This window comes from Bacillus sp. MBGLi79, assembly GCF_002953915.1.
This window is the reverse complement of sequence record NZ_CP026521.1, coordinates 2477873-2501101: the sequence shown is the minus strand read 5'-3', so window position 1 is coordinate 2501101 and position 23229 is coordinate 2477873. Positions and strand designations below refer to the sequence as shown.

General features: G+C 42.7%; 28 protein-coding genes and 2 pseudogenes. 24 read left to right on the top strand and 6 right to left on the bottom strand.

From position 1 onward, the window contains the following. Positions 1 to 97: 97 nt before the first annotated feature. The 4 genes from C1T29_RS12410 to C1T29_RS12395 all read left to right on the top strand — a co-directional run bounded on the left by C1T29_RS12410 (position 98) and on the right by C1T29_RS12395 (position 2530). A complete protein-coding gene (locus C1T29_RS12410) occupies positions 98 to 709 on the top strand; it encodes a YpjP family protein (RefSeq protein WP_009967559.1) in 612 nt (203 codons plus the stop codon). A gap of 17 nt (positions 710 to 726) precedes the next feature. Next, entirely contained in the window at positions 727 to 1260 is a 534-nt protein-coding gene (locus tag C1T29_RS12405) for a phosphatidylglycerophosphatase A family protein (RefSeq protein ID WP_040082840.1), read from the top strand. A gap of 142 nt (positions 1261 to 1402) precedes the next feature. Further along, positions 1403 to 1909, top strand: a complete 507-nt coding sequence (gene dfrA / locus C1T29_RS12400) for a dihydrofolate reductase DfrA (protein ID WP_095431550.1) — start codon at positions 1403 to 1405, stop codon at positions 1907 to 1909. Then, positions 1910 to 2530: a lysophospholipid acyltransferase family protein gene (locus C1T29_RS12395; protein ID WP_095431551.1), complete on the top strand. Its 621-nt coding sequence runs from the start codon at positions 1910 to 1912 to the stop codon at positions 2528 to 2530. 32 nt (positions 2531 to 2562) lie between these two features. Here the strand turns inward: C1T29_RS12395 and C1T29_RS12390 are convergent, their stop codons facing one another. Further along, the gene (locus tag C1T29_RS12390; RefSeq protein WP_014664329.1) at positions 2563 to 3204 is read right to left on the bottom strand and encodes a PAQR family membrane homeostasis protein TrhA; all 642 of its coding nucleotides are present in this window, start codon (positions 3202 to 3204) and stop codon (positions 2563 to 2565) included. A gap of 20 nt (positions 3205 to 3224) precedes the next feature. Next, a complete protein-coding gene (locus C1T29_RS12385) occupies positions 3225 to 4220 on the bottom strand; it encodes a sigma 54-interacting transcriptional regulator (protein WP_014664328.1) in 996 nt (331 codons plus the stop codon). A 248-nt stretch (positions 4221 to 4468) separates the two neighbouring features. On the opposite strand from C1T29_RS12385, the gene ilvA reads away from it, so the two are divergent. From ilvA to C1T29_RS12350, 7 genes and pseudogenes are all read left to right on the top strand, one after another. Beyond that, positions 4469 to 5737, top strand: a complete 1269-nt coding sequence (ilvA, locus tag C1T29_RS12380) for a threonine ammonia-lyase IlvA (protein WP_069149749.1) — start codon at positions 4469 to 4471, stop codon at positions 5735 to 5737. An 85-nt stretch (positions 5738 to 5822) separates the two neighbouring features. Then, positions 5823 to 6074 carry a DUF2535 family protein gene (locus tag C1T29_RS12375; protein WP_014480066.1) on the top strand — a complete coding sequence of 84 codons (252 nt, stop codon included), beginning with the start codon at positions 5823 to 5825 and terminating at the stop codon, positions 6072 to 6074. 145 nt (positions 6075 to 6219) lie between these two features. Further along, positions 6220 to 6801 carry a cytochrome c oxidase assembly accessory protein ScuA gene (scuA, locus tag C1T29_RS12370; protein WP_069839439.1) on the top strand — a complete coding sequence of 194 codons (582 nt, stop codon included), beginning with the start codon at positions 6220 to 6222 and terminating at the stop codon, positions 6799 to 6801. A 77-nt stretch (positions 6802 to 6878) separates the two neighbouring features. Next, positions 6879 to 7646: an SGNH/GDSL hydrolase family protein gene (locus C1T29_RS12365; RefSeq protein WP_103749642.1), complete on the top strand. Its 768-nt coding sequence runs from the start codon at positions 6879 to 6881 to the stop codon at positions 7644 to 7646. 9 nt (positions 7647 to 7655) lie between these two features. Next, entirely contained in the window at positions 7656 to 8219 is a 564-nt protein-coding gene (locus C1T29_RS12360; RefSeq protein WP_040082845.1) for a YpmS family protein, read from the top strand. 12 nt (positions 8220 to 8231) lie between these two features. Then, positions 8232 to 8426, top strand: a complete 195-nt coding sequence (ypmT, locus tag C1T29_RS12355) for a protein YpmT (protein ID WP_014664322.1) — start codon at positions 8232 to 8234, stop codon at positions 8424 to 8426. A gap of 71 nt (positions 8427 to 8497) precedes the next feature. Then, a pseudogene (locus C1T29_RS12350) lies at positions 8498 to 9835 on the top strand (MATE family efflux transporter). A gap of 51 nt (positions 9836 to 9886) precedes the next feature. On the opposite strand, the gene C1T29_RS12345 reads toward C1T29_RS12350, so the two are convergent. Beyond that, the gene (locus C1T29_RS12345) at positions 9887 to 10312 is read right to left on the bottom strand and encodes a MarR family transcriptional regulator (protein WP_004398634.1); all 426 of its coding nucleotides are present in this window, start codon (positions 10310 to 10312) and stop codon (positions 9887 to 9889) included. A 131-nt stretch (positions 10313 to 10443) separates the two neighbouring features. On the opposite strand from C1T29_RS12345, the gene msrA reads away from it, so the two are divergent. Further along, positions 10444 to 10977 (top strand): peptide-methionine (S)-S-oxide reductase MsrA, encoded by a 534-nt coding sequence (gene msrA, locus C1T29_RS12340; protein ID WP_095431555.1) that lies wholly within the window; start codon positions 10444 to 10446, stop codon positions 10975 to 10977. Continuing rightward, positions 10978 to 11412 (top strand): peptide-methionine (R)-S-oxide reductase MsrB, encoded by a 435-nt coding sequence (msrB, locus tag C1T29_RS12335; protein WP_014664319.1) that lies wholly within the window; start codon positions 10978 to 10980, stop codon positions 11410 to 11412. Positions 11413 to 11455: 43 nt separating this feature from the next. On the opposite strand, the gene C1T29_RS12330 is transcribed toward msrB, so the two are convergent. Continuing rightward, entirely contained in the window at positions 11456 to 12481 is a 1026-nt protein-coding gene (locus C1T29_RS12330) for an SDR family NAD(P)-dependent oxidoreductase (protein WP_103749643.1), read from the bottom strand. A 367-nt stretch (positions 12482 to 12848) separates the two neighbouring features. Here C1T29_RS12330 and C1T29_RS12325 point away from each other — a divergent pair, with 367 nt between their 5' ends. Next, complete coding sequence (locus tag C1T29_RS12325) at positions 12849 to 13997, top strand: phytase (RefSeq protein ID WP_095431556.1); 1149 nt, start codon at positions 12849 to 12851, stop codon at positions 13995 to 13997. A 69-nt stretch (positions 13998 to 14066) separates the two neighbouring features. Here the strand turns inward: C1T29_RS12325 and C1T29_RS12320 are convergent, their stop codons facing one another. Together C1T29_RS12320 and cgeA are read right to left on the bottom strand one after the other, a co-directional pair. Continuing rightward, the gene (locus C1T29_RS12320; protein WP_103749644.1) at positions 14067 to 15020 is read right to left on the bottom strand and encodes a spore maturation protein CgeB; all 954 of its coding nucleotides are present in this window, start codon (positions 15018 to 15020) and stop codon (positions 14067 to 14069) included. Positions 15021 to 15026: 6 nt separating this feature from the next. After that, positions 15027 to 15428 (bottom strand): spore crust protein CgeA, encoded by a 402-nt coding sequence (gene cgeA, locus C1T29_RS12315; RefSeq protein ID WP_040082853.1) that lies wholly within the window; start codon positions 15426 to 15428, stop codon positions 15027 to 15029. A gap of 205 nt (positions 15429 to 15633) precedes the next feature. Here cgeA and cgeC point away from each other — a divergent pair, with 205 nt between their 5' ends. From cgeC to ablB, 10 genes and pseudogenes are all read left to right on the top strand, one after another. Continuing rightward, the gene (gene cgeC, locus C1T29_RS12310) at positions 15634 to 15939 is read left to right on the top strand and encodes a spore maturation protein CgeC (protein ID WP_014664314.1); all 306 of its coding nucleotides are present in this window, start codon (positions 15634 to 15636) and stop codon (positions 15937 to 15939) included. Between the two features lie 63 nt (positions 15940 to 16002). After that, the gene (gene cgeD / locus C1T29_RS12305; protein ID WP_095431558.1) at positions 16003 to 17298 is read left to right on the top strand and encodes a spore maturation glycosyltransferase CgeD; all 1296 of its coding nucleotides are present in this window, start codon (positions 16003 to 16005) and stop codon (positions 17296 to 17298) included. 13 nt (positions 17299 to 17311) lie between these two features. After that, positions 17312 to 18091 carry a spore maturation N-acetyltransferase CgeE gene (gene cgeE, locus C1T29_RS12300; RefSeq protein WP_095431559.1) on the top strand — a complete coding sequence of 260 codons (780 nt, stop codon included), beginning with the start codon at positions 17312 to 17314 and terminating at the stop codon, positions 18089 to 18091. Next, positions 18051 to 18284: a YjcZ family sporulation protein gene (locus C1T29_RS24985; protein WP_124043681.1), complete on the top strand. Its 234-nt coding sequence runs from the start codon at positions 18051 to 18053 to the stop codon at positions 18282 to 18284. The genes cgeE and C1T29_RS24985 overlap by 41 nt, the downstream gene beginning before the upstream one ends. A 7-nt stretch (positions 18285 to 18291) precedes the next feature. Continuing rightward, positions 18292 to 18431: pseudogene (locus C1T29_RS12290) on the top strand (hypothetical protein). Next, entirely contained in the window at positions 18412 to 19746 is a 1335-nt protein-coding gene (locus C1T29_RS12285) for an aspartate aminotransferase family protein (RefSeq protein ID WP_095431560.1), read from the top strand. The pseudogene C1T29_RS12290 and the gene C1T29_RS12285 overlap by 20 nt, the downstream one beginning before the upstream one ends. A 6-nt stretch (positions 19747 to 19752) precedes the next feature. Continuing rightward, positions 19753 to 20442, top strand: a complete 690-nt coding sequence (locus C1T29_RS12280) for a CoA transferase subunit A (protein WP_095431561.1) — start codon at positions 19753 to 19755, stop codon at positions 20440 to 20442. Beyond that, complete coding sequence (locus C1T29_RS12275) at positions 20427 to 21080, top strand: 3-oxoacid CoA-transferase subunit B (RefSeq protein WP_071582195.1); 654 nt, start codon at positions 20427 to 20429, stop codon at positions 21078 to 21080. The genes C1T29_RS12280 and C1T29_RS12275 overlap by 16 nt, the downstream gene beginning before the upstream one ends. Positions 21081 to 21088: 8 nt before the next feature. After that, a complete protein-coding gene (locus tag C1T29_RS12270) occupies positions 21089 to 22399 on the top strand; it encodes a peptidase (RefSeq protein WP_095431563.1) in 1311 nt (436 codons plus the stop codon). Next, positions 22377 to 23204 carry a putative beta-lysine N-acetyltransferase gene (gene ablB / locus C1T29_RS12265; protein WP_103749645.1) on the top strand — a complete coding sequence of 276 codons (828 nt, stop codon included), beginning with the start codon at positions 22377 to 22379 and terminating at the stop codon, positions 23202 to 23204. The genes C1T29_RS12270 and ablB overlap by 23 nt, the downstream gene beginning before the upstream one ends. The last annotated feature ends 25 nt before the right edge of the window (positions 23205 to 23229 follow it).

Genomic DNA, 23229 nt, shown 5'->3' with positions numbered 1-23229 from the left:
AATTTGTGTATCAGTTTCATATAGTACATGACTTGAATGTTTTGGATGTGCTAAAATAAGAGAAACATGACAATAAAATAGAGAGGAATAAGCAGTCATGAAATTGTGGATGAGAAAGACCCTTGTGGTTTTATTTACCATTGTGACGTTCGGGCTCGTATCTCCTCCGGCTGCTCTTATGGCGGACAAGCCTTCCGGACAGCCGAGCAGTCTTGAGCAGAATGATTACACCGCTTTTTATGATGAGCATGACCTGTACGATGATGAGTCGGATGACAGGCGAGATCCTGAACTGCTTTTTCAATCGTACAAGGAACAGCTCCTTGACAGCGCTGAGGATCAGTCCTTTTTAAAATTCGGCAGCAGAATCGCTCCGGTCATTGAAGATGATTATCGGAAAGAGATCCTGCCAAAAATCGAAAATGTGATTAGTGATTATTTAGCGACATTGCAAGATGATGAGGCGTATCAAGATGTTGTGATCTCAAGCATGCCTTCAGCAGGCAAAACGGAAAAAATATTCAACGTTTACAATCGGACAACTGGAGAAGATCTTCTGAGATTCCATGTGCGCAGAGACCATCCGCCTCATGACGGCTACTGGTTTAATTTTCATTATCATACAGCAGAAGATGGATTTCAATCACATCATGAGCTTGGGAGCATTTACTGGGACCGCAACACGCCTCCCAACTGGATGAGTGCCTAAAGGAGATGCCATTAGACATGAAAAAGTACACAATGAATGAAATGGTCAATATAACAAAAGATATGCTGAATAAACGGGGCGTTATGATAGAAGATATTGCACGCATTGTTCAAAAACTTCAAGAAAAATACAATCCAAACCTGCCGCTCAGTGTTTGCATGGAGAATGTAGAAAAAGTCTTGAACAAACGTGAAATTATTCATGCTGTTTTGACAGGCCTTGCACTCGATCAGCTTGCAGAACAAAAGCTTCTCCCCGAACCGCTGCAGCATCTTGTTGAAACAGATGAACCGCTTTACGGCATAGATGAAATCATTCCGCTTTCAATCGTTAATGTGTACGGGTCGATCGGCTTGACCAATTTCGGTTATTTGGATAAAGAGAAGATTGGTATTATTAAGGAACTTGATGAAAGTCCAGACGGTATTCACACCTTTTTGGATGATATTGTGGCAGCTCTTGCTGCAGCAGCGGCGAGCAGAATTGCGCATACGCATCAGGATCTGCAAGATGAAGAAAAAGAACAGGATGAAAAGCCTGTCGTCAGCTGACTATAAAAAAATCATTTCTGAACCCAGGAATGATTTTTTATTGTGTTACACTACAAGAAGACTACTTTTAAAGGATGAAAAAAATGAAACAGTATAAGGATTCATGCAGACATGTTTTAAAGCAAAAAGGAGCGGTCAGCGTATGATTTCATTCATTTTTGCGATGGATGCCAACAGGCTTATCGGCAAAGACAATGATTTGCCGTGGCATTTGCCCAATGATCTTGCATACTTTAAGAAAGTAACATCGGGCCATTCAATCATTATGGGCCGGAAAACATTTGAATCGATCGGACGTCCGCTTCCAAATCGGAAAAATATTGTCGTCACATCTGCGCCGGCTTCAGAATTTCCGGGATGCACGGTTGTCAGTTCGTTACAGGATGTACTGGATATTTGTTCAGGCTCTGAAGAATGCTTTGTGATCGGAGGGGCTCAGCTCTATACGGACCTGTTCCCTTATGCGGACAGACTGTATATGACGAAAATTCATCACGAGTTTGAAGGTGACCGTCACTTTCCTGAATTTGATGAAGGGGATTGGGAACTGGTTTCTTCTGAGCAGGGGATCAAGGACGAAAAAAACCCTTATAATTACGAATTTCTCGTGTATGAAAAAAAGAATTCTTCTAAAGCGGGAGGATTTTAATTGGTTCGCTACAGCTTTCTAGTGGTTTATATTGTGTATATGCTGTTGAAAAATATGAAACAATTATTTAATCAAACAATGCTCGACCCTCGTCTGTCATATAAAAAACAGATGACTCTTGTGTACGAACAGCCAAAGGCATTTTTGGAAGGCTGTATTGGCATCTCCGGTTCAGTTGTGACAATCCATCAGCCAGAGCCAATCCCACAAGGTCCTGTTTTGTATGTGCACTCTCGTTTGCGCTTGGCTGAACTGGCCTTAATTGCTGGATATATTGAGGAACCAGCCGGCTTTATCGCCAACCCAAAAGTGTTCCGCTTGCCTTTTATCGGGCAATGGCTGGATCGGATGGATGTGATTTCAGACGGTCATTCAGAGAAGGTATATGAAAATGTGACAAAACAGCTGGAAAAGGGGCAAAGCTTGATTCTTTCACTAGATGGTTCTATTGATCCTGTAGAACTTGCAGCCCGCTATCAACTTCCGTTAGTGATGGTGGAAACGAAAGGAACAGAGCACCTGCAAAAGGGGTCGCTTTTTAAACGCTTAAAACCAGCCGACATTGAATTGTCCTTTTCAAAAGCTTATATACCTGCCAATGAAAAACAATTACGTGCATAAAAAAGCGCAGTCGTTAAGACTGCGCTTTTTTGTTACGAAAGGAACGGTACCTTTACACAATAGAAAAGCACGCAGAAAAACATAGCAGCGCTCCCGCCCAATACGAAGCTGTGCCAAATGGCGTGATGGAAGGGAATCTTTTTCCAAATGTAAAAGATGGTTCCGACAGAGTATAGAATGCCGCCGAGAAAAAGAAGGCTGAATCCCGCTCCGCTCAGCGAAGCATATAAAGGTTTAACCGCAATAATCATCAGCCAGCCCATGATCAAGTACACTATGGTTGACAGTAGGATAAAGCGTTTCACGAAGAAAATTTTAAAGACAATTCCACCCAGGGCAAGTGACCATACGATAACCAGCAGGGTAAAGCCGAGTGTGCCTTTCAGCGGTCCGAGTAAAAAAGGCGTGTAGGTTCCTGCGATGAGTACGTAAATCGCGCTATGATCGATAATCTCCAAAATGTCCTTCGTCTTTTTATGTGTGATGCTGTGAAGCAGTGTAGAGCTCAAATATAACAGCAGCATAGAGACACCGAAAATCGTAAAGCTGACAATGTCCCAGGCAGACCCGTAATTAGCCGCGAATATGATTAAAAACACTAAAGCAGGGATGGATAAGAGTACACCAATGCCGTGTGTAATGGCATTGGCGATCTCTTCTTTCATTGTAAACAAGTGCATTCTCCTTTCGATCGCTAAATCATTTGATTTTTTAACGTCTCTATAAAGCGCAAGCCCTCAAAGGTAATTTTTGTGCCGGCGCGTCCGCGGCTTTTGGTGACATAGTCTTTTTTCTCCAAATAGTCAAGACGGCTTCTGACCTGCTGCGGCGTTAACGAGGTTTGGGTATTTTTGCTGTGTTCAGAAATGATCCGTCTGCTGGCAGGTTCTCCTTTTTCGTTCAATACTTTTATTGTTTCCAAAATAAACAAAAACTCAGCTTTTTCCATTAAAGTCAGCAGCTTTGCTTTTTTCTTCGACGTTTTTCCGTCTATCGCGCCTCTAATATATGGCGGCAGGTCATGTGGATGAATCGTTCCCCCGCTTGATACTGCCGCCATATAATCTGCAGCGTTTTTTAATTCCCTGACATTGCCTTCAAATGTATGCTGCTCAAGCACCGGAAAGACAGAGGGGTCGATTAACAATTGCTGCCCGGAATTTGAGAGGAAATATTGTGTCAAAAGCGGTATATCGCTTTTTCGTTCAGATAATTCGGGCAGTGTGAGCGTCAAAATGTTCAGCCTGTAAAATAAGTCTTGCCTGAAGGAATGTTCCACGGATCCGTCTGCAGAAGCACAGATCATTCGCGGCTTCTCCATGTCTGAATCAAACGCTTTTAACAGCTGAGCTTGTACAGAAGCCGGCATGCGCCATACTTCATCAAGAAAAAGGGTTCCTCGTGCCGTTTTGTGAAAAGCACCTGAGTTTCCGTTAGGACCAAAAAGCTCATGCATAAGGCTTTCTTCAGAATGCGTGCTGCAATTGACGCTTATAAACGGTTCATTGCTTCTCGAAGATTCCAAGTGTATGGCATGTGCGAAATGATTTTTGCCTGTTCCGATTTTTCCTGTTATTAAGACAGGAAGCTCAGATAATGAGAACTGCTTGGCGATTCGCTTTGCTTCCAGGAAAGTTTGATGTTCTCCGATTAGTTGTTGAAAGGTATTGAGTTTTGGTGCGCTATTCATCAATTGGCTCCTTTTGGTTCTAATTGGTTTCATTATATCATGCCTTTTGGCTGAAAACACCCTTTATTTTACGATCATCTTTTTTCTTGAGTCTGCAGGATAATGGTTAAACAGAAGTTTCCACGAGATGTGGTGGACATAGTCTGTATTTTTTTAATTATTAAATAAAAATAATTGTCTTATTTTTTGAATATTCGTGTTATAATGGCATATTAAATAGGGATTTAAAACAAGAAAGGAATCTGTACATGAAACCGTTGTTGAAAGAAAACTCTCTCATCCAAGTGAAAGACATTTTGAAGGCTCATCAAAACGTAAAGGACGTTGTCATTCACACACCTTTGCAGAGGAATGACAGACTTTCTGAGAGATATGAATGCAATATCTATTTAAAACGTGAAGACTTGCAAGTTGTTAGATCTTTTAAGCTCAGAGGGGCTTATCATAAAATGAAACAGCTTTCCAGCGAGCAGACAGAAAACGGAGTGGTGTGTGCAAGCGCCGGAAACCACGCGCAAGGCGTGGCATTCTCGTGTAAACATCTTGGCATTCACGGAAAAATTTTTATGCCGTCTACTACACCGAGACAAAAAGTATCTCAAGTTGAACTATTCGGAAAAGGATTTATCGATATTATTTTGACAGGCGATACGTTTGATGACGCGTATAAAAGTGCCGTAGAGTGCTGTGAGGCGGAATCTCGGACGTTTATCCATCCGTTCGATGATCCGGATGTGATGGCCGGACAAGGGACGCTCGCAGTCGAGATTTTAAACGACATTGATGCAGAACCGCATTTTCTTTTTGCAAGTGTCGGAGGCGGCGGCCTTCTCTCAGGGGTAGGTACATATTTGAAAAATGTGTCTCCTGATACAAAGGTAATTGCTGTTGAGCCGGCGGGAGCGGCATCCTATTTTGAATCAAACAAAGCTGGGCATGTCGTCACACTTGATAAAATTGATAAGTTTGTAGATGGGGCAGCAGTTAAAAAAATTGGAGAGGAAACCTTTCGGACGCTGGAATCTGTTGTTGATGACATTCTCCTTGTTCCTGAAGGAAAAGTATGTACATCCATTCTTGAATTGTATAACGAATGTGCGATTGTTGCTGAACCGGCCGGAGCTCTTTCTGTCTCAGCGCTTGATTTGTACAAGGATGAAATTAAAGGAAAAAATGTGGTGTGTGTGGTCAGCGGGGGAAATAACGATATAGGAAGAATGCAGGAAATGAAGGAGCGATCCTTGATTTTTGAAGGTCTTCAGCATTATTTTATCGTCAACTTTCCGCAAAGAGCGGGGGCTCTCCGCGAATTTCTTGACGAAGTTCTAGGGCCGAATGATGACATTACAAGGTTTGAATATACGAAGAAAAATAACAAAAGCAACGGACCTGCTCTTGTCGGCATCGAGCTGCAGAACAAAGCCGATTATGGGCCGCTGATTGAACGGATGAACAAAAAACCGTTTCATTATGTAGAGGTGAATAAGGATGAAGACTTATTCCATCTGCTGATCTAATTTTTTTCGCAACCGCGCAAAATGACAGACAGCTAGGCTGGCATCATATATAATAGAAGAAAAACAAAAAAAGAGGATTGATAGCTTGTTACTCAAAAGCCTAGAGTTCAAACGCGATGACGGGATTCAGGTGAAAGTGACAGAAATACCTGTATTAAAGGAAGATGAGCACTATTTCTTTATGTTACATCACCATTTGCAATTCTACTTAAAAGAAGTGTTTTCATCAAACAGCAGGGCAAAAGTGTATTCTTTCCGACATTATATGAAGCGCCGGATGAAGTGGGCAGATTATCAGGCTGTTTTTCATCAAGAGGTGTTAAAGCACAACGCATAACATGCCGTTTTTACCTGTATGTCCTCCTTTGTAATCGTTAATGGGAGGCATGCAGGATTTTTTTTGCTCAGTATCGAATACAAATATGGGACAGTAAGGACAGGTTTTAGAAAGCGTTTTTATGCTGGATGAAAGGATGAATGTCATGAAGGTTATCAAAGGTTTAATGGCTGGGCTGTTTTTTCTGCTTTTGTGTGCCTGCGGAGAACAGCAGATTAAAAATCCACTCAATTACGAAGTGGAGCCTTTTACATTTCAAAACCAAGACGGCAAGAACGTTTCATTAGAGAGTTTAAAAGGAGAAGTTTGGCTGGCGGATTTTATTTTTACCAATTGTGAAACTATATGTCCGCCAATGACCGCCCATATGACCGATCTGCAAAAAAAACTGAAAGCCGAAAATATAGATGTCCGTATCATATCATTTAGTGTTGACCCAGAAAACGATAAGCCGAAACAGCTGAAGAAATTTGCCGCAAATTATCCATTATCGTTTGATAACTGGGATTTTCTCACCGGATACAGCCAGAGTGAGATTGAGGAGTTCGCACTTAAGAGCTTTAAAGCGATCGTAAAGAAACCTGAGGGACAGGACCAAGTCATTCATCAATCCTCTTTTTGGTTAGTAGGCCCGAACGGCAAGGTGCTGAAAGATTATAATGGAGTGGAAAATACACCGTACGATGAAATTATCGCCGATGTAAAATCAGCAGGCACACTCAAGTAAGCTAGGAGACTAGGCATTTTCAAATCTCCTAAAACATGATACACTTTCCACTAGTAGAATGGGAAGGAGCAACAAGATTGAAGCTGCGCATTTTTTCAATCATGGCCAGTTTGATTTTGCTTCTTACTGCTTGTACGAGCATACGTACAGCATCTGAGGGAAAACAAAAAGATCATGAAACGAAAACGAAAGATCACATTGTCATAGCGGCTGTCGGAGATTCGCTGACAGAAGGAGTCGGAGATCCCGATGGAAAGGGATATGTCGGCAAGGTGGCGGATTCTATCCGGTCAGATAGACAAGTCAAAACGGTTGACGTGAAAAATTATGCCGTAAAAGGGAACCGTTCGGATGATTTATTAGAAAAACTAAAAGATAAAAAGGTTCAAAAAGGCATAAAGGACGCAGATTATGTCTTTTTTACAATTGGCGGTAATGATTTGATGAAAGTCCTTCGCCAAAACTTCCTGCAATTAACCGTTGAACCGTTTCAGGAAGCGGAAAAACCGTACGAAAAGCGCTTTGAAAAAATCATTTCTGAAATTCGCAAGCTGAATGATCACGCTGAGCTGATTTATGTCAGCATGTACAATCCGTTTACGTTTACATTATCTGAACTAAATGAAATAAACGGTGTCGTCACGGATTGGAACCATATTGCTGAAAAAGAGCTGAAAAAGGATAAGCATGCGAAAATCATTTATATCGAAGATTTGTTCGACCAAAAAAGTGACAGCAGCCGAATTTCTGAGGAAGATGATTTTCATCCTAATGGTACGGGTTATTCTTTAATCGCAAAGCGCGTCTATCAATCCATAAAAAAAGAAGGATTACCGAAAGAGTAGGGTGACAGCATGAATAAGTGGAAACGACTGTTTTTTATATTGCTTGCAATCAATTTTATCCTCGCTGCCGGGTTTGTTACACTTGTTTTGCTCCCGGGAGAACAAGCTCAGGTAAAGGATTCGTCTGAGAGCGAGTATGGATTTCAAGTGACAAGCACAAAAGAATCATTAGCTGCGTTTGTTAACTCATATTTAAACGACAAGGCATCAAATAAGCTTGATTATAAAGTAGAGATTGATGATGATGTTCATGTCGCAGGGAAAATCAAGGCATTTTCTACCTCTATTGATGCTTTTATCGCTTTTGAACCGACCGTGAAAAAAAACGGTGATGTAGAGTTGAATGTTACGAAATTTTCGTTAGGGAAATTGAGTATACCGATTAGCTTTGTGTTAAATTATATGGACAGCTTTTATGAATTGCCGTCATTTGTCCACGTTCACCCCGGAGATAAAAGCATTGAAGTGCGTTTGTCAGAAATGCCTTTAACGAATGGTATGTATGTCAAAGCGGATAAAATAAATTTAGAAAATGATGAAATTGAATTTTCCTATTACCATCCTAAACAATAGAGGTGATTGAAAATGAAACAGGTTTACCAGTATTTCAGTTTATTATCCTTTACATTTTCCCTGTACTTCGGCTGGCTGGCTTATCATCATCTGGCCGCTGAAGACATGGATCAAATGTATTTGAATGTTTCCTATTGTGCCTTGTTCCTAAGTGTGATGGTGTTTACATTCGGTATGCGAGACCGAAAAAAAACCGATAAATCATGAAAAAAGAGACATGAAACAACGTCTCTTTTTTCGTGCGGTCCGAAGAAAATTTGAGAATACAAGGAGAAAAGATGAAAGCATACGATTTTACACAGGGGAACGTGCTGAAACAGCTTGTACTGTTTTCAACGCCTATTATGCTCGGAAACGCATTGCAGGTTTCCTTTCAGTTTATAGACAGCTTGTGGATCGGCAATTTACTGGGGGCACAGGCTCTTGGGGCAGCCGAGGTATCAAGCACGATTGTTCTAACCGTGCTGTCTTTTATTTTGGGCCTTAACAATGCGACGTTAACCATTTGATCTCAGCAAAAAGGAAAAGATGATGAAAAGGGAATGACGTCGTATATTAACGCTTTTGTTGTTTTATTAACAGGCCTAAGCATCGGATTCGGCGCGGCCGGTTTTTTTCTGTCAGAGCTTTTGCTGCGTCTTCTAAAAACGCCGGAGTCAATGCTGCCGCTTGCTGAGACTTATTTGCAGATTCAATTTATTGGCATTTTATTTTTATTTGGTTATAACTTTATCAGTACTGTGCTTCGGGCGCTGGGCGACAGCAAGACACCGCTCCGGTTTATTGCGTTTGCTGTTGTACTGAATACAGTGCTGGCGCCGCTCTTTATTTCTGTGTTTCACATGGGAATAGCGGGTGCGGCTTATTCAACGATTTTGTCGCAAGGCATTGCGTTTCTGTATGGGTTGCTTTATGTCATCAAACACAAGCTTGTGCCATTCTCAATTCCGAGAGTGCCCAAGTGGGGAGAGTCTGCGCTGATTTTAAAACTCGGAATTCCGGCCGGTCTGCAGATGATGGTGATTACAGGCGGTATGATGGCGATTATGAGTGTTGTCAACTCATACGGGGAGCACGTGGTATCAGGTTTTGGCGCGGTCCAGCGGCTCGACAGCATCATCACGCTTCCAGCAATGGCTGCCGGTACGGCCGTCAACAGTATGGCAGGGCAAAATATCGGAATCGGAAACAATAAAAGAGTAGGAACGATTGCAAGGCTTGGTGTGCTGGCTGTTATTTCCTGCATGCTGGTGATTGCGGTTATGATTTGGGTGTTTGGTAAATACCTTATAAGGTTATTTATCAGCGAGCCTGATGCGGTCGCATTTGGTGAACAATATTTGCGGTGGATCGCGTTTTTCTACCCTTTTATTGGGATTAATTTCGTGCTGAACGGAATTGTCAGAGCCGCGGGAGCGATGCTGCAGGTGCTGGTTTTAAATTTAATCTCGTTTTGGGTGCTGCGATATCCTTTCACGGTTCTCTTTTCAGCTTGGCTTGGACAAAAAGGAATCGGGCTTGGAATCGGAATGAGTTTTTTATTTAGCAGCTGCGCGGCATTTTTGTATTACAGGTATGGCCGCTGGAAAACAATGAAGCTGTTTACTGAAAAATAAGTGAAGCACTGCGAAAAGCACATACCTATATATAGCGGTATGTGCTTTTTTTTACCGTTTTTTATCAAGTTTGCTAAAGAGCTCGATTAACGTGGCGAGTTCAGCATCAGTGTAACAGTCAAAGCGTTTAAAGAAATATTCCGTTTTTTTCTCGTTAAAGTGCTGAAGGACTTTTTCGCCAGCTTCAGTGATATGAATGCGGATGATACGTCTGTCTTCCTTCGATCTGATTCTCGTAATCCATTCCTTTTCTACCAGTGCATCAGTCACAGCCGTAATGTGGCTTGCCGATACCTCTAAAATAGGCGCAAATTCAGTGACTTTTTTAGGCCCTTGTTCACTGAGGATCCGAAGAATGGTGAATTCATTCCGCGACAGCTCTTTATCTAAAATTTCATTGATTTCGTTTCGTATTTGTTTAAAGACTTTACGGAGTAAAGTTTCCATATCGTACATCATCTGTGTTCTTACTTTCAAATTTGTGAACCTCCATTACATAAGCATATTGCTTAAAACCTATAGATTTTATTGAAAAGCAGAATCATTTTCATTCTATTTTTACATGCTATAATATAATAATACCACGTATTAACAAAGGAGGCACCAGTATGTCTGAAAAAAAAGAAATCGCCACATTTGCAGGAGGCTGTTTTTGGTGTATGGTTAAACCTTTTGACGAACAGCCGGGAATTGAAAAAGTGGTGTCCGGGTATACAGGCGGCCATACTGAAAACCCTACGTATGAAGAGGTGTGCAGTGAAACGACGGGACATCGTGAAGCCGTTCAAATCACGTTTAATCCTGATGTATTCCCTTATGAAAAACTGCTTGAATTATTTTGGCAGCAAATCGATCCGACAGATGCCGGCGGGCAGTTTGCTGATCGCGGCAGTTCCTATCGCGCAGCCATTTTTTATCATAATGATAAACAAAAGGAGCTTGCGGAAGCTTCCAAGCAACGTCTGGCTGAAAGCGGCATCTTTAAAGATCCGATTGTAACGGACATTTTAAAAGCTGAACCTTTCTATGAAGCGGAAGGCTACCATCAGCATTTTTATAAAAAGAATCCAGCACATTATCAGCGCTACCGGACAGGTTCCGGACGTGCCGGATTTATTAATGAGCATTGGGGGGATAAATAAATGGCGTACAATAAAGAAGAAAAAATGAAGTCATTAAATCGCATACAATATGAGGTAACGCAAAATAACGGCACGGAGCCGCCGTTTCAAAATGAATATTGGGATCATAAGGAAGAAGGGCTCTATGTAGACATTGTGTCAGGCAAGCCATTGTTTACATCCAAGGATAAATTTGATTCCCACTGCGGCTGGCCAAGCTTTACAAAGCCGGTTGAAGAAGAAGAAGTGGAAGAAAAACTGGACACGAGCCATGGCATGATTCGCACAGAAGTAAGAAGCCGAACTGCTGACTCTCATCTTGGTCATGTATTTAATGACGGACCGGGGCCAAACGGGCTTCGTTACTGCATAAATTCAGCAGCGCTGCGGTTTGTTCCAAAGCATAAGCTGAAAGAGGAAGGATACGAAAGTTACCTGCATCTCTTTGATAAATAAAATATTAAAAACAGGCCTGCCTAATGGATAGACAGGCTTGTTTTTATGCCTTTTTCTCTTGATGCAAGTCTTCAATAATCTGGGCAATTCTTTCTTTCGTAATGAGCGGGGCCTGATCAGATTGATACCCAGGCAGATTGACTTTGCGAAAGTCAGGATGTTTTTCAGGCTCTGGAAGGATCGCATAGAGGTTGCCCCATTCATACAGTGATTCAATTTCATGCGGGGATGTTAATTCTTCGTGAAGCTTTTCACCTGGACGCTTGCCGACTTCTACTGCAGCCGGCCGCGGGAGCCCGTGCTGCGATGCATATTCTTCAAATCCATGAATCAGTTCTTCAAGTTTCAGTGATTCCATTTTGAAAATAAAGGTTTCTCCGCCTTTTGTAATCGCAGCTGATTGCAAAGTCAATGTAGCTGCATCGTCTATTGACATGAAAAATCTGGTCATGTTCTTGTCTGTGATAGTCAGAGGCTGACCCTCCATCATCTGTTCAAATAATATAGGGATGACCGAACCTCTGGAGCCCAGAACATTTCCGAAGCGGACCGAACAAAACACGGTTCCTTTGTTTTGAACGTGGCGGTTTGCTTGATGAAACAGCTTTTCAGATAACAGCTTGGTGGCACCCATTGTGTTCACAGGAGATACAGCTTTATCTGTACTGATATTAATGACATGCTGCACTCGGTGTAAAAGGGCAGCTTCCACCACATTTTGTCCGCCGATGAGATTGGTCTGGATCGCTTCAAATGGATGATCCTCACATGTCGGAACCTGTTTCAGCGCAGCCGCGTGAAAGACGATATCGACGTCTTTCATCACCTGATTCACCCTCCTGTGATCGCGCACATCTCCGAGTACAAATAATAGCCGCTTATCCTCCGCATACTTTTGGCTCATGACATACTGTTTACTGTCGTCTTTGCTGAATACAATCACCTGTTTAGGTGTAAGTAGCAAAAGGCGTTTGACAATTTGACTCCCGATTGAACCCGTTCCGCCAGTGACTAAAACTGTTTTGTTATGAAAAAATGGTTTTAGTTCTGCTGTTTGCTGTTTAGGCATGGCTTATCCTCCAACTCTCGTTTCTCTACCATGCATCATATGTTCAACTTTATAATCGAATTAATGAAAGCAACCAATAAAACAAAATATAGGGGAATGATCATGTCACAACGTGTTCTTTTTTAACAGAAAATGGAAAACGAGAGCGACTAGCAAACGATAAAACTAAATAAACAATGTACTAAATATTCATTATGTTTTCATTTCGCACCTCAAAAACAAAGCTGACAAAGTCATCTCACGTACCTATTTGGAGAAAGTTGTTTATGAGCCAGAAACCCTATAAAAAAAGGTTCATTTTCCTCACGGTAAATACATGTATATATTTTACAATAGAGATGATAGTGATAAAAGAGGAGGGTACCAAATGAAGGTTTCAAAAACAATGCTGCTAAGCACCGCCGCGGGTTTATTGCTTAGCCTGACAGCAAACTCGGTGTCGGCTCATGATGTGAATGAGGAACATCATTTTAAAGTGACTGCGCAAACGGAGACAGATCCGGTCGCTTCTGGCGATGACGCAGCTGATGATCCGGCTATTTGGGTACATGAGAAGCATCCGGAAAAAAGCAAATTAATTACGACAAATAAGAAATCAGGGCTCGTCGTGTATGATTTAGATGGAAAGCAGCTTCATTCTTATGAATTTGGCAAGCTCAATAATGTCGATCTGCGCTATGATTTTCCATTGAAAGGCGAAAAAATTGATATTGCTGCAGCATCCAACAGGTCTGAAGGAAAAAATACAATTGAAGTATATGCAATAGACGGGGATAAAGGAAAATTGAAAAGCATTACAGATCCGAAACATCCTATTTCCACTGGTATTTCTGAGGTTTACGGATTCAGCCTGTATCACAGCCAGAAAACAGGAGCATTTTACGCATTAGTGACAGGCAAACAAGGGGAATTTGAGCAATATGAAATTGTTGATGGTGGAAAAGGTTTTGTAACAGGAAAAAAAGTGCGTGAATTTAAGTTGAATACTCAGACTGAAGGCCTTGTTGCGGATGATGAGTACGGAAATCTATACATAGCAGAGGAAGATGAGGCCATCTGGAAATTTAACGCTGAGCCAGGCGGAGGATCAAAGGGACAGGTTGTTGACCGTGCGACAGGAGAACATTTGACAGCTGATATTGAAGGACTGACAATCTATTATGCACCAAATGGCAAAGGATATCTCATGGCCTCAAGTCAAGGAAATAACAGCTATGCAATGTATGAACGGCAGGGGAAAAATCGCTATGTGGCCAATTTTGAAATTACAGATGGAGAGAAGATAGACGGTACTAGTGACACGGATGGCATTGATGTTCTTGGTTTCGGGCTTGGTCCAAAATATCCGTATGGGATTTTTGTGGCGCAGGACGGCGAAAATATCGATAATGGACAAGCAGTCAATCAAAACTTCAAAATTGTATCGTGGGAACAAATTGCACAGCATCTCGACGGAATGCCTGATCTTCATAAACAGGTGAACCCGAGGAAGCTGAAAGACCGTTCTGACGGCTAGAAAAAAAGCAGCTGAACAAGCTGCTTTTTTCTGTGAATGAAAAAATCGTTCATAGCAATGAACGATTTTTCAAGAAAGCGCCAGATGAATCGCCTTTAGTGTTGCAGGAAGCTCATCAAACGTAAATGCGGGTACGGTCTCATTATAATTGGCTGCTGCAGCTTTATGCCGTTCTTCAGGGTTTTTGATATAGAAAGCGGCTTTTTCCTTAAAGTCGTTAATGCTGTGATAAGAAATAAAGGATGAAAAAGGATGAGCCGCGGGTAAATCTGTTAATTGAAATGCTTCGCATGCAGCGATATCAAACGTTCGGTTATTATAACTGGCATTTTTGATGCGAATATTATTTTTGTTAAAAGCAAAATGATAAGGCCGATGCGCATTGATGACAATGTCTGCCCCGTTATAATAATGAACGGCCTGTTCGGGTGGAATCCATGTGCTGACGACATCGATATGCGGCTGTTTGAGCACATTTTTAGGCAGATATTTTCTCCATTCCTTTCCGATGACTCGAACCGTGAAAGGCAGATGTACCGCTTCTTTCATAAGCTGAACCCGATTAGGGTAAGGATAGCCGATGATAAGCAGATTTGAATGAAAGGAATGTTCGGTGCCCATTTTTTTAAACAGCCGATGATTAACTGGAATCGGAACATAATAGGCGTGCTGGTAGCCGAGCTCTTGATAATAGAAAGCGGCATTTTGTTCAATCGTTAATATGGCGTCAGCAAGCTTAATTACCTGTAGGCTGATATCAATATAAAATGGGTCTTCGGTCAGCCAAACATACACGGGGATATCCTTACCCTTTAACCAGGTCAGCCAGTCGTGAGGAACGCGGTCTCCAACCATTATAAGTGCGAAGTCCGGCTGAAACGCTTCGATCTTCACCAAATATTCTGCTTCCGGTTTATCTGCAATCATATACTCTGTATGAGTGTTTTGAAAACAATCTTCAGCCCAGCGATCAAAATAACTGTATATGCCTCCGTATCCCGACTGGATATACAAGACTTTCATCGGATGTTATGAAAAGAACGTAACGCTTTCTACTTTGTCTACATCAATTAATGTTGTAGCTTGACCTGCCGGAGTGACGGAGCTTTCCTGTGTTACAAAGACGATACCGTGAACTTGATCGAAAGCAACGAAAACAACCGGCCCAATCATGTCACCTGAATCAGTCACAATGCTGATTGTCGTGCCTGGCGTAATTCTGGCAAAAATCCATCTTGCCGGAAGGGAAGGGTCTAAAATAGATTCTGCCGTAACCGTTTCACTTTCATCTACTTTTTGATCGATGGCAGCTTCAAGCAAGGCTTTAAGATTACTTTCCATGTTTTCTCCTCCTTCTGTTGCAGTTGGAAATAAAGGACTTAAAACGGTTTTAATTAAATCCTTTTTTAACTGTGCATTTTCAGAGCTCATTACACACACCTCCTATTCGATAGTGAACTCACGTTAATCTATTCTTCAGGCTGTTGTTTGGTATGAGTCGAACGCCGTACCAGACCTATTTTTCATGTATTTAAGGAAAATGCTGATTTTTTAATGGAGTGGACATAGCCCTATACCATACATCAAAGTCGCTCATATTGTGAAACAGAGTAAAGGGATAAGGGAGAGGGATTATTTGGATTTAGAGAAACAAGTGGATCGAGAAGAAAACCAAGATGAACTGCATTTTATTTTGCTTTTACTGATTCTGCTTATTCGTCAATCATCTACTGAAGGAAATCCATCTGATCTCAGACGCCAGCTCGTTTTTGCAAAGGAGCTGGGCGTACCGGTTTCAAAAGTTCATTTGATCAACGGAGATACGCTTCAGAATGTCATCGTAAAAGAAGTACTGACTGATTTGGTTATTTTTCAAAACCCGTTAAATAACACGAGATCTCATGTGTCACTCTCAAGTGTTGTAAGCTGGGGTGCTTTTTAAATGATGACAGAGGCTCTGCTTGCTGCGGAGCCGTTTTTATGTTTGACGGCGGGGGCGGTATAGATGGGAGAGAAAGTGTCTATTATTTTAACAAGTTACAACAAACCTAAATATTTGCAAAAAGCGATCGAAAGCGTGATTCAGCAAACGCATGATCTTTGGGAGCTTTTTATTATGGATGATCATTCGAATGAAGAAACAACTGCGGTGATTCACAAGTATCTCCATGACCGGCGCATTCAATATCATAACAGTTTCGTGCAACCTGCAGATCGATTAAAAACAGCCCGTTATGCCACATTAATTAACAGTGCGCTCCCATTTGCAGACGGCGATTTCATTTCCTATCTTACTGATGACACTGTTTATCATCCCGAGCGGCTGAGCCGTATGGTGCAAGAATTTTCACATCAGCCTGAAGCGCAGGTTGTCTATTCAAAACAAAAAGTTGTACATGTAAACGAAAGGGGAGAGGAAATCTCACATTTCTACAGAAATGCCAATGCAGTGCTAGAGCAGGCGGCTTTTCATGTTGATCATTGTTCAGTAATGCATCGCCGTTCGTTACTTAATCTCATTCACTATAAATATGGAGGCTATTGGGATGATGATATGAAGCATTGGAATCATGGCGACGCAATTTTTTGGGCGAGACTCAACAACTTTACCCCATTTCTGCCGATAAATGAAGTATTAGATACAACTTATAAAACCCCAGATTCATTTCAAAATGCATATCGGTTTCTGCCCGCCGATTTGATTGACGGCTCTTTTGTGAAAGGTTCAGATCAAACTGTGTATTTTCTTGATCAGGGTGTACGGCACCCTGTCGGGGAAAAGTGGAGTTTTTGGTATCTAAATCGGACTGTCGCTGTTCCAGACCCATATTTATTCCAATATAGGATTGGTAAAATTTTAAACATTCCGAATTATATTTTAGTAAAGGAAGCTGACCATCCTGCCATATTTTATATTGAAGCCGGAAAAAAAAGGCGCATTGTGGACCAGTATGCGTTTCAATTTTATCAATTTCAAAAAAAAGACATATTGACAGTTGGAAAAGAGGAGCTGGAGGCGCTTTTGGAAGGACCGCCGATTATGTGGAAGCGATCTGAATTGATCAAAAATCCGCCTGGCCGAAGGCTGTTTTTCATCGAACGCGAGCCGTTTTTGTTTCTAAACGGCTTCTTTCACCCAATTAGTGAACAAGTAGCAAGGAAGTTTTTTTTACATCAGAAGCCAATCTCCGCTTCTTTCCGAAATATTCAGCAATTTCCAATTGGAAAGCCGTTTTATCCGGTGTACGATGAGATTATAAAGAAATTGAACATTGCAACAGAGTATAGGGATAGGTCATAAAAAGGAGACGTTCATGACAGGACATTATGCAAAAACGGAACATCAATATATATTGTTAACGTCTGAATCGACATCGTTTGATCATTACAGCGTATACAGAGATCCTCAGCTTCCGCAAATTTTTTCTCATAATTTTGTTCAGCTCCATGATACGTTTCCATTGGAGCGGTTATTGAATTTTTTGCCCTCCGTACCAAAGTTGCTTGGGGCGAATTATCTCCATTTAAAAGCATCGCCGCAGCATGTTTTTCCGCTCGGTTTGAAGCAGTCGCTTGTAAAAAGCGGTTTTGTCGTCGAGGATGAGCTACTATATGACATGAAGCTTAATGACTGGAATGGACAGATGGGACATCCTTTAACCGCATGGGGGACGGCAAAGAGCCTTAGCGACGGATCTTCTATTATGAAAATTTACGATTCCATTTATATTGGAGAAGCGATCGCCGAACAAAAATTAAATAGAAAATATCCTTTCTACGAAGCGGGTACAATCATTCTTGTTGTTTGTTATAGCGACCAGGCACAGAAAATTCCCATTGGGTGCGGAGAGCTGTTTATCGATCAGCAAGAGAAAACAGCTAAAATCGAAGAAGTAGCAATTTTAGATCAGTTTCAAAGGAGGGGCTACGGCAGTATCTTAGTGCAAGAAATGCTGTCCATCGCCAAATCACTAGGAATGGAAGCAGTCTACTTAGTCGCTACAAGCACAGACGGTGCAACCCATTTTTACGAAAAGCTGACATTTAAAAAATATGAGCGGGTGCATACTGTTTTTCATTATTTCCTTACATGAAATAGGCGTTTGCACAAACCATTTGGGACTTGGCCCGCATAAAATGCCGTATATCGTGATAAGAAAGGATGAAAACAGCATGTATGGATACCCTGGATACGGTTACGGATTTGGCTGCGGGACAAATACATTTGTATTGATTGTCGTCTTGTTCATTTTATTAATTATTGTCGGAGCCGCTTTTATTTGCTAGATGCTGAATTCAAAAAGAGCCTTCCCCTTCTGGGAGGCTCTTTTTATGTGAAAAAGTTTTTGCTGGGAACGTCATGCCGCCATTTGGACACTCATACAATATGTTAAAAGGGTTTTGAGGTGGGAGCATGAGCAGTTATTTGATTAAGCCGGAGCTTAGCTCGGTCTATCCGGTTGTCGGTTATGCGAAGGGTTCATATGTTTATGATCAGACCGGAAAAAAATATCTTGACGGCTCGTCAGGTGCGGTGACATGTAATATCGGCCACGGAGTTCGTGATGTGACTGAGAAGCTGAAAGAACAGCTTGATCAGGTGTCTTTTGCTTACCGCTCACAGTTTACGAGCGAGCCCGCCGAGCAATTAGCCGCTCTCTTGGCACGGGAGCTGCCGGGAGATGTGAATTGGTCTTTTTTTGTCAACAGCGGATCAGAAGCGATAGAAACAGCGATGAAAATCGCCATTCAGTATTGGCAGGAAAAAAAGCAAACACAAAAATCCATCTTTTTGTCTCGGTGGAGCAGTTACCACGGAATAACTTTGGGAGCGCTTTCATTATCTGGTTTTTATGAAAGGAGATACCGGTTCACCCATCTCGTTGAACGATATCCTGCTATCTCAGCTCCACACCTTTATCGGCTGAATCATGAGACGGCAGAAGACTTTGTTCAGTCTGCAGCTGATGAACTAGACACTGCAATCAAAAGAATTGGAAGCCAATTCATTGCCGGCTTTGTGGCTGAGCCAATTATTGGTGCTGCAGGAGCAGCGATTACTCCGCCTCCGGGATATTATGAGAAATTAAGCGAGGTATGCCGCACACACGACGTGCTTTTTATTGCAGACGAAGTCATGACAGGGCTTGGGAGAACAGGAAGGATGCTTGCGACAGAGCATTGGCACACCATTCCTGATATTGCTGTACTGGGCAAGGGTCTCGGTGCGGGGTATGCCCCCATTGCTGCTGCCGTTGTATCTGATTCTATTGTTGAAACGATTAAACAAGGATCAGGTGTGATTATGAGCGGCCACACATATAGTGCACATCCCTATTCAGCCAAAGCTGCTCTTGAAGTTTTGCGGTATGTGTTAAAGCACGGCTTGATCAAACAATCAGAAGTAAAAGGAGCTGTGCTGAAGAAGAAGCTTGAAGAGGCGGCATCTCAAAGCGGCATCATAGGTGATGTGCGCGGAAAGGGTCTGCTATTAGGCGTTGAATTTGTGGCAGACAAGAAAACGAAGAAAGTGTTTCCGCCAGAACAGGCGGTAACCCAGCTTATTGTCAGCGAGGCGAAAAAACGCGGGCTGATTGTTTATCCTTCCAAAGCTGGGATAGACAGCGGAGAAGGAGATGCTGTCATTATTGCTCCTCCTTTTACCATTTCCGACGGTGAAGTTGAAGAGCTTATCTCTATTTTTTCAGAAACAGTTGCAGCGGTCGAAAAAAACTTAAAAAAGGATTGACATCAAATGGCGCCATTTCAAAAAGCAATCAGCATTGAAACAGCAATTGCAGATGTTCAGGACGGATCGGTTCTGATGTTTGGCGGTTTTGGAGGAGTCGGGTCGCCTCCTTCATTGATTGAGGCTATTTTGGACAGCGGTGTAACGGATTTAACTGTTATTTGCAATGACGCGGGTTTCCCGGAGATAGGGATCGGCCCGCTTATTGTTAATCAACGGGTCAAAACCCTGATCGCCTCGCATATCGGTTCCAATCCTGTAGCGGGGAAACAGATGACAGACGGGACATTAGAAATTCAATTTTCACCTCAGGGAACGCTTGCGGAGCGGATTCGCGCCGGCGGAGCAGGACTTGGCGGTATTTTAAGCGATATCGGCATTGATAATCAAATGGTTTGCGAGGAAAAGGACATCGTAACTGTGGCGGGAAAACGATATTTGATAGAAGAAGCGCTGACGGCTGATTTTGCTTTCATCAATGCGTGCATTGCCGATGAATTCGGCAATCTAACGTATGACAAAACCGCGCGCAATATGAATCCGTTAATGGCAATGGCCGCCAGGAGAACCTTTGCCGAAGCTGAGCGTATCGTCCCGATGGGAGAGATTTCTGAAGAAATGATTGTCACACCGGGGATTTTTGTCGAGGGGGTTGTACGAAGTGAAGGAGTGAAGTGGAAATGGGCTTGGGAGTAGCAGAAAGAGAACAAATCGCAAAACGGGCTGCTGCTGAAATTAAGCAGGGCATGATTGTGAATCTCGGCATCGGCATCCCATCCTTGGTCCCTAACTTTTTGCCAACTGACATGCAGGTCATGTTTCAAGCCGAAAACGGTGTCCTTGGCATTGGAGAAAGTCCTGAAAAGGGAGAAGAGGATGCGCATTTATGCAACGCTGCGGGATATCCTGTCCGGGCTGTAAAAGGGGCTTCCTATTTTGATACTACGATGTCTTTTGCAATGATCAGAAGAGGCAAAATTGACATTACCATCTTAGGCGCCCTGCAGGTGAGCCAATCAGGCGATTTGGCAAATTGGCTTGTTCCGGGAAAAAAGGTGCCGGGTATGGGCGGGGCGATGGAGCTTGCCCAAAAAGCGAAAAAAGTGGTTGTTGTCATGAGTCATACAGATCAAAAGGGAAGGCCTAAATTAACAGAAAGATGTACGCTGCCGTTAACTGCCGCAGGCTGTGTGGATTTGATTATTACCGAAAAAGCGGTTCTTGAGGTCGATGGCCATCACTTTATTTTAAAAGAGCTGATGAATGGCTCGACAATCGAAGAGGTGACGAGGCTGACAGAGGCTGAAATCAAAATAGATATGCCTTTTTCTTAAGAGGGGGAATGAGGATGCAAGACATTGAAAGAAAAGTTATCGGGTGGCTTGATCAGCATTCGGCCAAAGCCATTCGTCTTCTCAAAAGGCTGATTGGGGAAAAAAGCACTTTGGGGTCAGAGTTTAACGCCCAAGCTGTTGTGCTTGAAAAACTCCGGCAATTTCATATGGACATTGATGTATGGGAGCCAAGCCTAAAGCAATTAAAACAGCATCCCTACTTTAAATCAAATCGTTCTGATTTTCATGAGAGCCCGAACATCGTGGCGAAAAAAACAGGAGCAGGCGGAGGCAGGTCCCTGATTTTGAACGGCCATATCGATGTTGTGCCTGAAGGAAACGTAAAGGATTGGAAGTATGAACCGTATCAAGCTTTCGAAGAAAACGGTAAAATATACGGCCGCGGCTCAACGGATATGAAGGGAGGCAATACAGCCCTTCTTTTTGCTTTAGAAGCCTTGCACGCCTGCGATGTCAAATTGAAGGGAGATGTATTGTTTCAGAGTGTTGTAGATGAAGAGTGCGGCGGCGCCGGAACACTGTCTGCCATCATGAGAGGCTATCGTGCTGACGGGGCGCTGATACCTGAACCGACGAATATGAAACTATTTATAAAGCAGCAGGGCTCAATGTGGTTTCGGATCACAGTGAAGGGATTAGCGGCACATGGGGGCACACGCTATGAAGGGGTAAGCGCGATTGAAAAAAGCATGCATGTTATTACAGCGATACAAGAGCTGGAGAAGGTCCGCAATGCGAGAATCTCAGATCCGCTGTATGACAATATCCCAATACCGGTACCGGTGAATATCGGCACCATCTCAGGCGGTGCCTGGCCATCTTCAGTTGCAGACCGTGTCGTCATAGAAGGGAGATGCGGAATTGCCCCCCATGAGAAACCAGAAGCTGTCAAACTTGAATTGGAAAACTGGCTGAAGGATTTAGAATACCGTGACGAATGGTTTAAACGCCATCCCGTAGAAGTAGAATGGTTTGGCGCTCAGTGGCTGCCGAATGATTTACCTGATGACCACCCTTTAATTTCTGTGCTGCAATCAGCCTATCAAAAAATGAAACAGACAGAGCCGATTCTCGAAGCTTCCCCGTGGGGAACGGATGGAGGGCTTTTATATCATGCAGGAGATACGCCAGTGATCGTCTTCGGGCCAGGGGAAACAAAAGCGGCTCATCAGGCCAATGAATACATTGAGGTTGAGGCCATGATAGAATCTGCTAAAATTATTGCACTTTTTGTCATGGATTGGTGCGGGCTTCATACAGACGGGGAGGATGCGGATGCTCAAGTCGATAAAGAGTAGCGGTGTCACAGCAGTTTTGGACCATGACAGCTTTAATAAACGAATCAGAGTGGTCTGTTATGACGGAGCCATTGAGAAGGCCCTGCCAGATATCGTGGCAGCGGCGAAAGAAGAGAATGCGGAAAAAATCATCGTCTATACGAAGCAGCATGATGAACCAATGCTTGCCAAACAATTATTTGCGCCGGAGGGTTATCTAAAGGGCTATTACCTCGGCCATTCGGCTTGTGTCATGGTTCGTTACCTTTCAGAAAGCCGGAGACAAACAGATTCATATACTGAGGAACAGGAGATCATCGAATCCTTATATCGCACAGTGCCCCGTCTCCGCAACGACAACATACCCGTATTTACGATGAGAAAAGCAGAAACAAACGACATGTATCAGCTGTCAATGCTGTATAAAAAAGTATTCCGTACGTATCCGACCCCCGTATTTGACCCCGCTTATATTGAAAAGACGATGAAGGCAAATACGGTGTATTATATCATGCTTGATCATGACCGCCTGATCAGCGCAGCAAGCGCAGAAATCAATCCAGAGCTGGGGCATGCAGAAATAACCGATTGCGCTGTGCTGCCGGAATATCGCGGCCATTCGCTGACAAGCTTTTTAATCAAGGCGTTAGAAAAAGAAATGGCTGGAAGGGATATCTTCCATGTGTTTTCTCTCGCCCGTGCTTCGTCTTTTGGGATGAATGCTGTGTTGTATCATTCAGGTTATCAGTATGGCGGAAGGCTGATCAATAATTGCTTTATAGCCGAAGGTCTTGAAAACATGAATATTTGGTGCAAACAACTGTAAGTCAAAACATGTGCGAGGAGGAGTT

What these genes read in the sequence shown, in the direction of transcription:
- C1T29_RS12275 (WP_071582195.1), top strand. Translation starts at nt 20,427, where the DNA reads ATGGGCTTGGGAGTAGCAGAAAGAGAACAAATCGCAAAACGGGCTGCT.
- ablB (WP_103749645.1), top strand. Translation starts at nt 22,377, where the DNA reads ATGCTCAAGTCGATAAAGAGTAGCGGTGTCACAGCAGTTTTGGACCAT.
- C1T29_RS12405 (WP_040082840.1), top strand. Translation starts at nt 727, where the DNA reads ATGAAAAAGTACACAATGAATGAAATGGTCAATATAACAAAAGATATG.
- scuA (WP_069839439.1), top strand. Translation starts at nt 6,220, where the DNA reads ATGAAGGTTATCAAAGGTTTAATGGCTGGGCTGTTTTTTCTGCTTTTG.
- C1T29_RS12285 (WP_095431560.1), top strand. Translation starts at nt 18,412, where the DNA reads ATGAGCAGTTATTTGATTAAGCCGGAGCTTAGCTCGGTCTATCCGGTT.
- cgeA (WP_040082853.1), bottom strand. Translation starts at nt 15,428, where the DNA reads ATGAGCTCTGAAAATGCACAGTTAAAAAAGGATTTAATTAAAACCGTT.
- ypmT (WP_014664322.1), top strand. Translation starts at nt 8,232, where the DNA reads ATGAAACAGGTTTACCAGTATTTCAGTTTATTATCCTTTACATTTTCC.
- cgeE (WP_095431559.1), top strand. Translation starts at nt 17,312, where the DNA reads ATGACAGGACATTATGCAAAAACGGAACATCAATATATATTGTTAACG.
- C1T29_RS12325 (WP_095431556.1), top strand. Translation starts at nt 12,849, where the DNA reads ATGAAGGTTTCAAAAACAATGCTGCTAAGCACCGCCGCGGGTTTATTG.
- C1T29_RS24985 (WP_124043681.1), top strand. Translation starts at nt 18,051, where the DNA reads ATGAGCGGGTGCATACTGTTTTTCATTATTTCCTTACATGAAATAGGC.
- C1T29_RS12330 (WP_103749643.1), bottom strand. Translation starts at nt 12,481, where the DNA reads ATGCCTAAACAGCAAACAGCAGAACTAAAACCATTTTTTCATAACAAA.
- C1T29_RS12410 (WP_009967559.1), top strand. Translation starts at nt 98, where the DNA reads ATGAAATTGTGGATGAGAAAGACCCTTGTGGTTTTATTTACCATTGTG.
- msrA (WP_095431555.1), top strand. Translation starts at nt 10,444, where the DNA reads ATGTCTGAAAAAAAAGAAATCGCCACATTTGCAGGAGGCTGTTTTTGG.
- C1T29_RS12360 (WP_040082845.1), top strand. Translation starts at nt 7,656, where the DNA reads ATGAATAAGTGGAAACGACTGTTTTTTATATTGCTTGCAATCAATTTT.
- C1T29_RS12270 (WP_095431563.1), top strand. Translation starts at nt 21,089, where the DNA reads ATGAGGATGCAAGACATTGAAAGAAAAGTTATCGGGTGGCTTGATCAG.
- C1T29_RS12280 (WP_095431561.1), top strand. Translation starts at nt 19,753, where the DNA reads ATGGCGCCATTTCAAAAAGCAATCAGCATTGAAACAGCAATTGCAGAT.
- ilvA (WP_069149749.1), top strand. Translation starts at nt 4,469, where the DNA reads ATGAAACCGTTGTTGAAAGAAAACTCTCTCATCCAAGTGAAAGACATT.
- msrB (WP_014664319.1), top strand. Translation starts at nt 10,978, where the DNA reads ATGGCGTACAATAAAGAAGAAAAAATGAAGTCATTAAATCGCATACAA.
- C1T29_RS12385 (WP_014664328.1), bottom strand. Translation starts at nt 4,220, where the DNA reads ATGAATAGCGCACCAAAACTCAATACCTTTCAACAACTAATCGGAGAA.
- dfrA (WP_095431550.1), top strand. Translation starts at nt 1,403, where the DNA reads ATGATTTCATTCATTTTTGCGATGGATGCCAACAGGCTTATCGGCAAA.
- C1T29_RS12320 (WP_103749644.1), bottom strand. Translation starts at nt 15,020, where the DNA reads ATGAAAGTCTTGTATATCCAGTCGGGATACGGAGGCATATACAGTTAT.
- cgeD (WP_095431558.1), top strand. Translation starts at nt 16,003, where the DNA reads ATGGGAGAGAAAGTGTCTATTATTTTAACAAGTTACAACAAACCTAAA.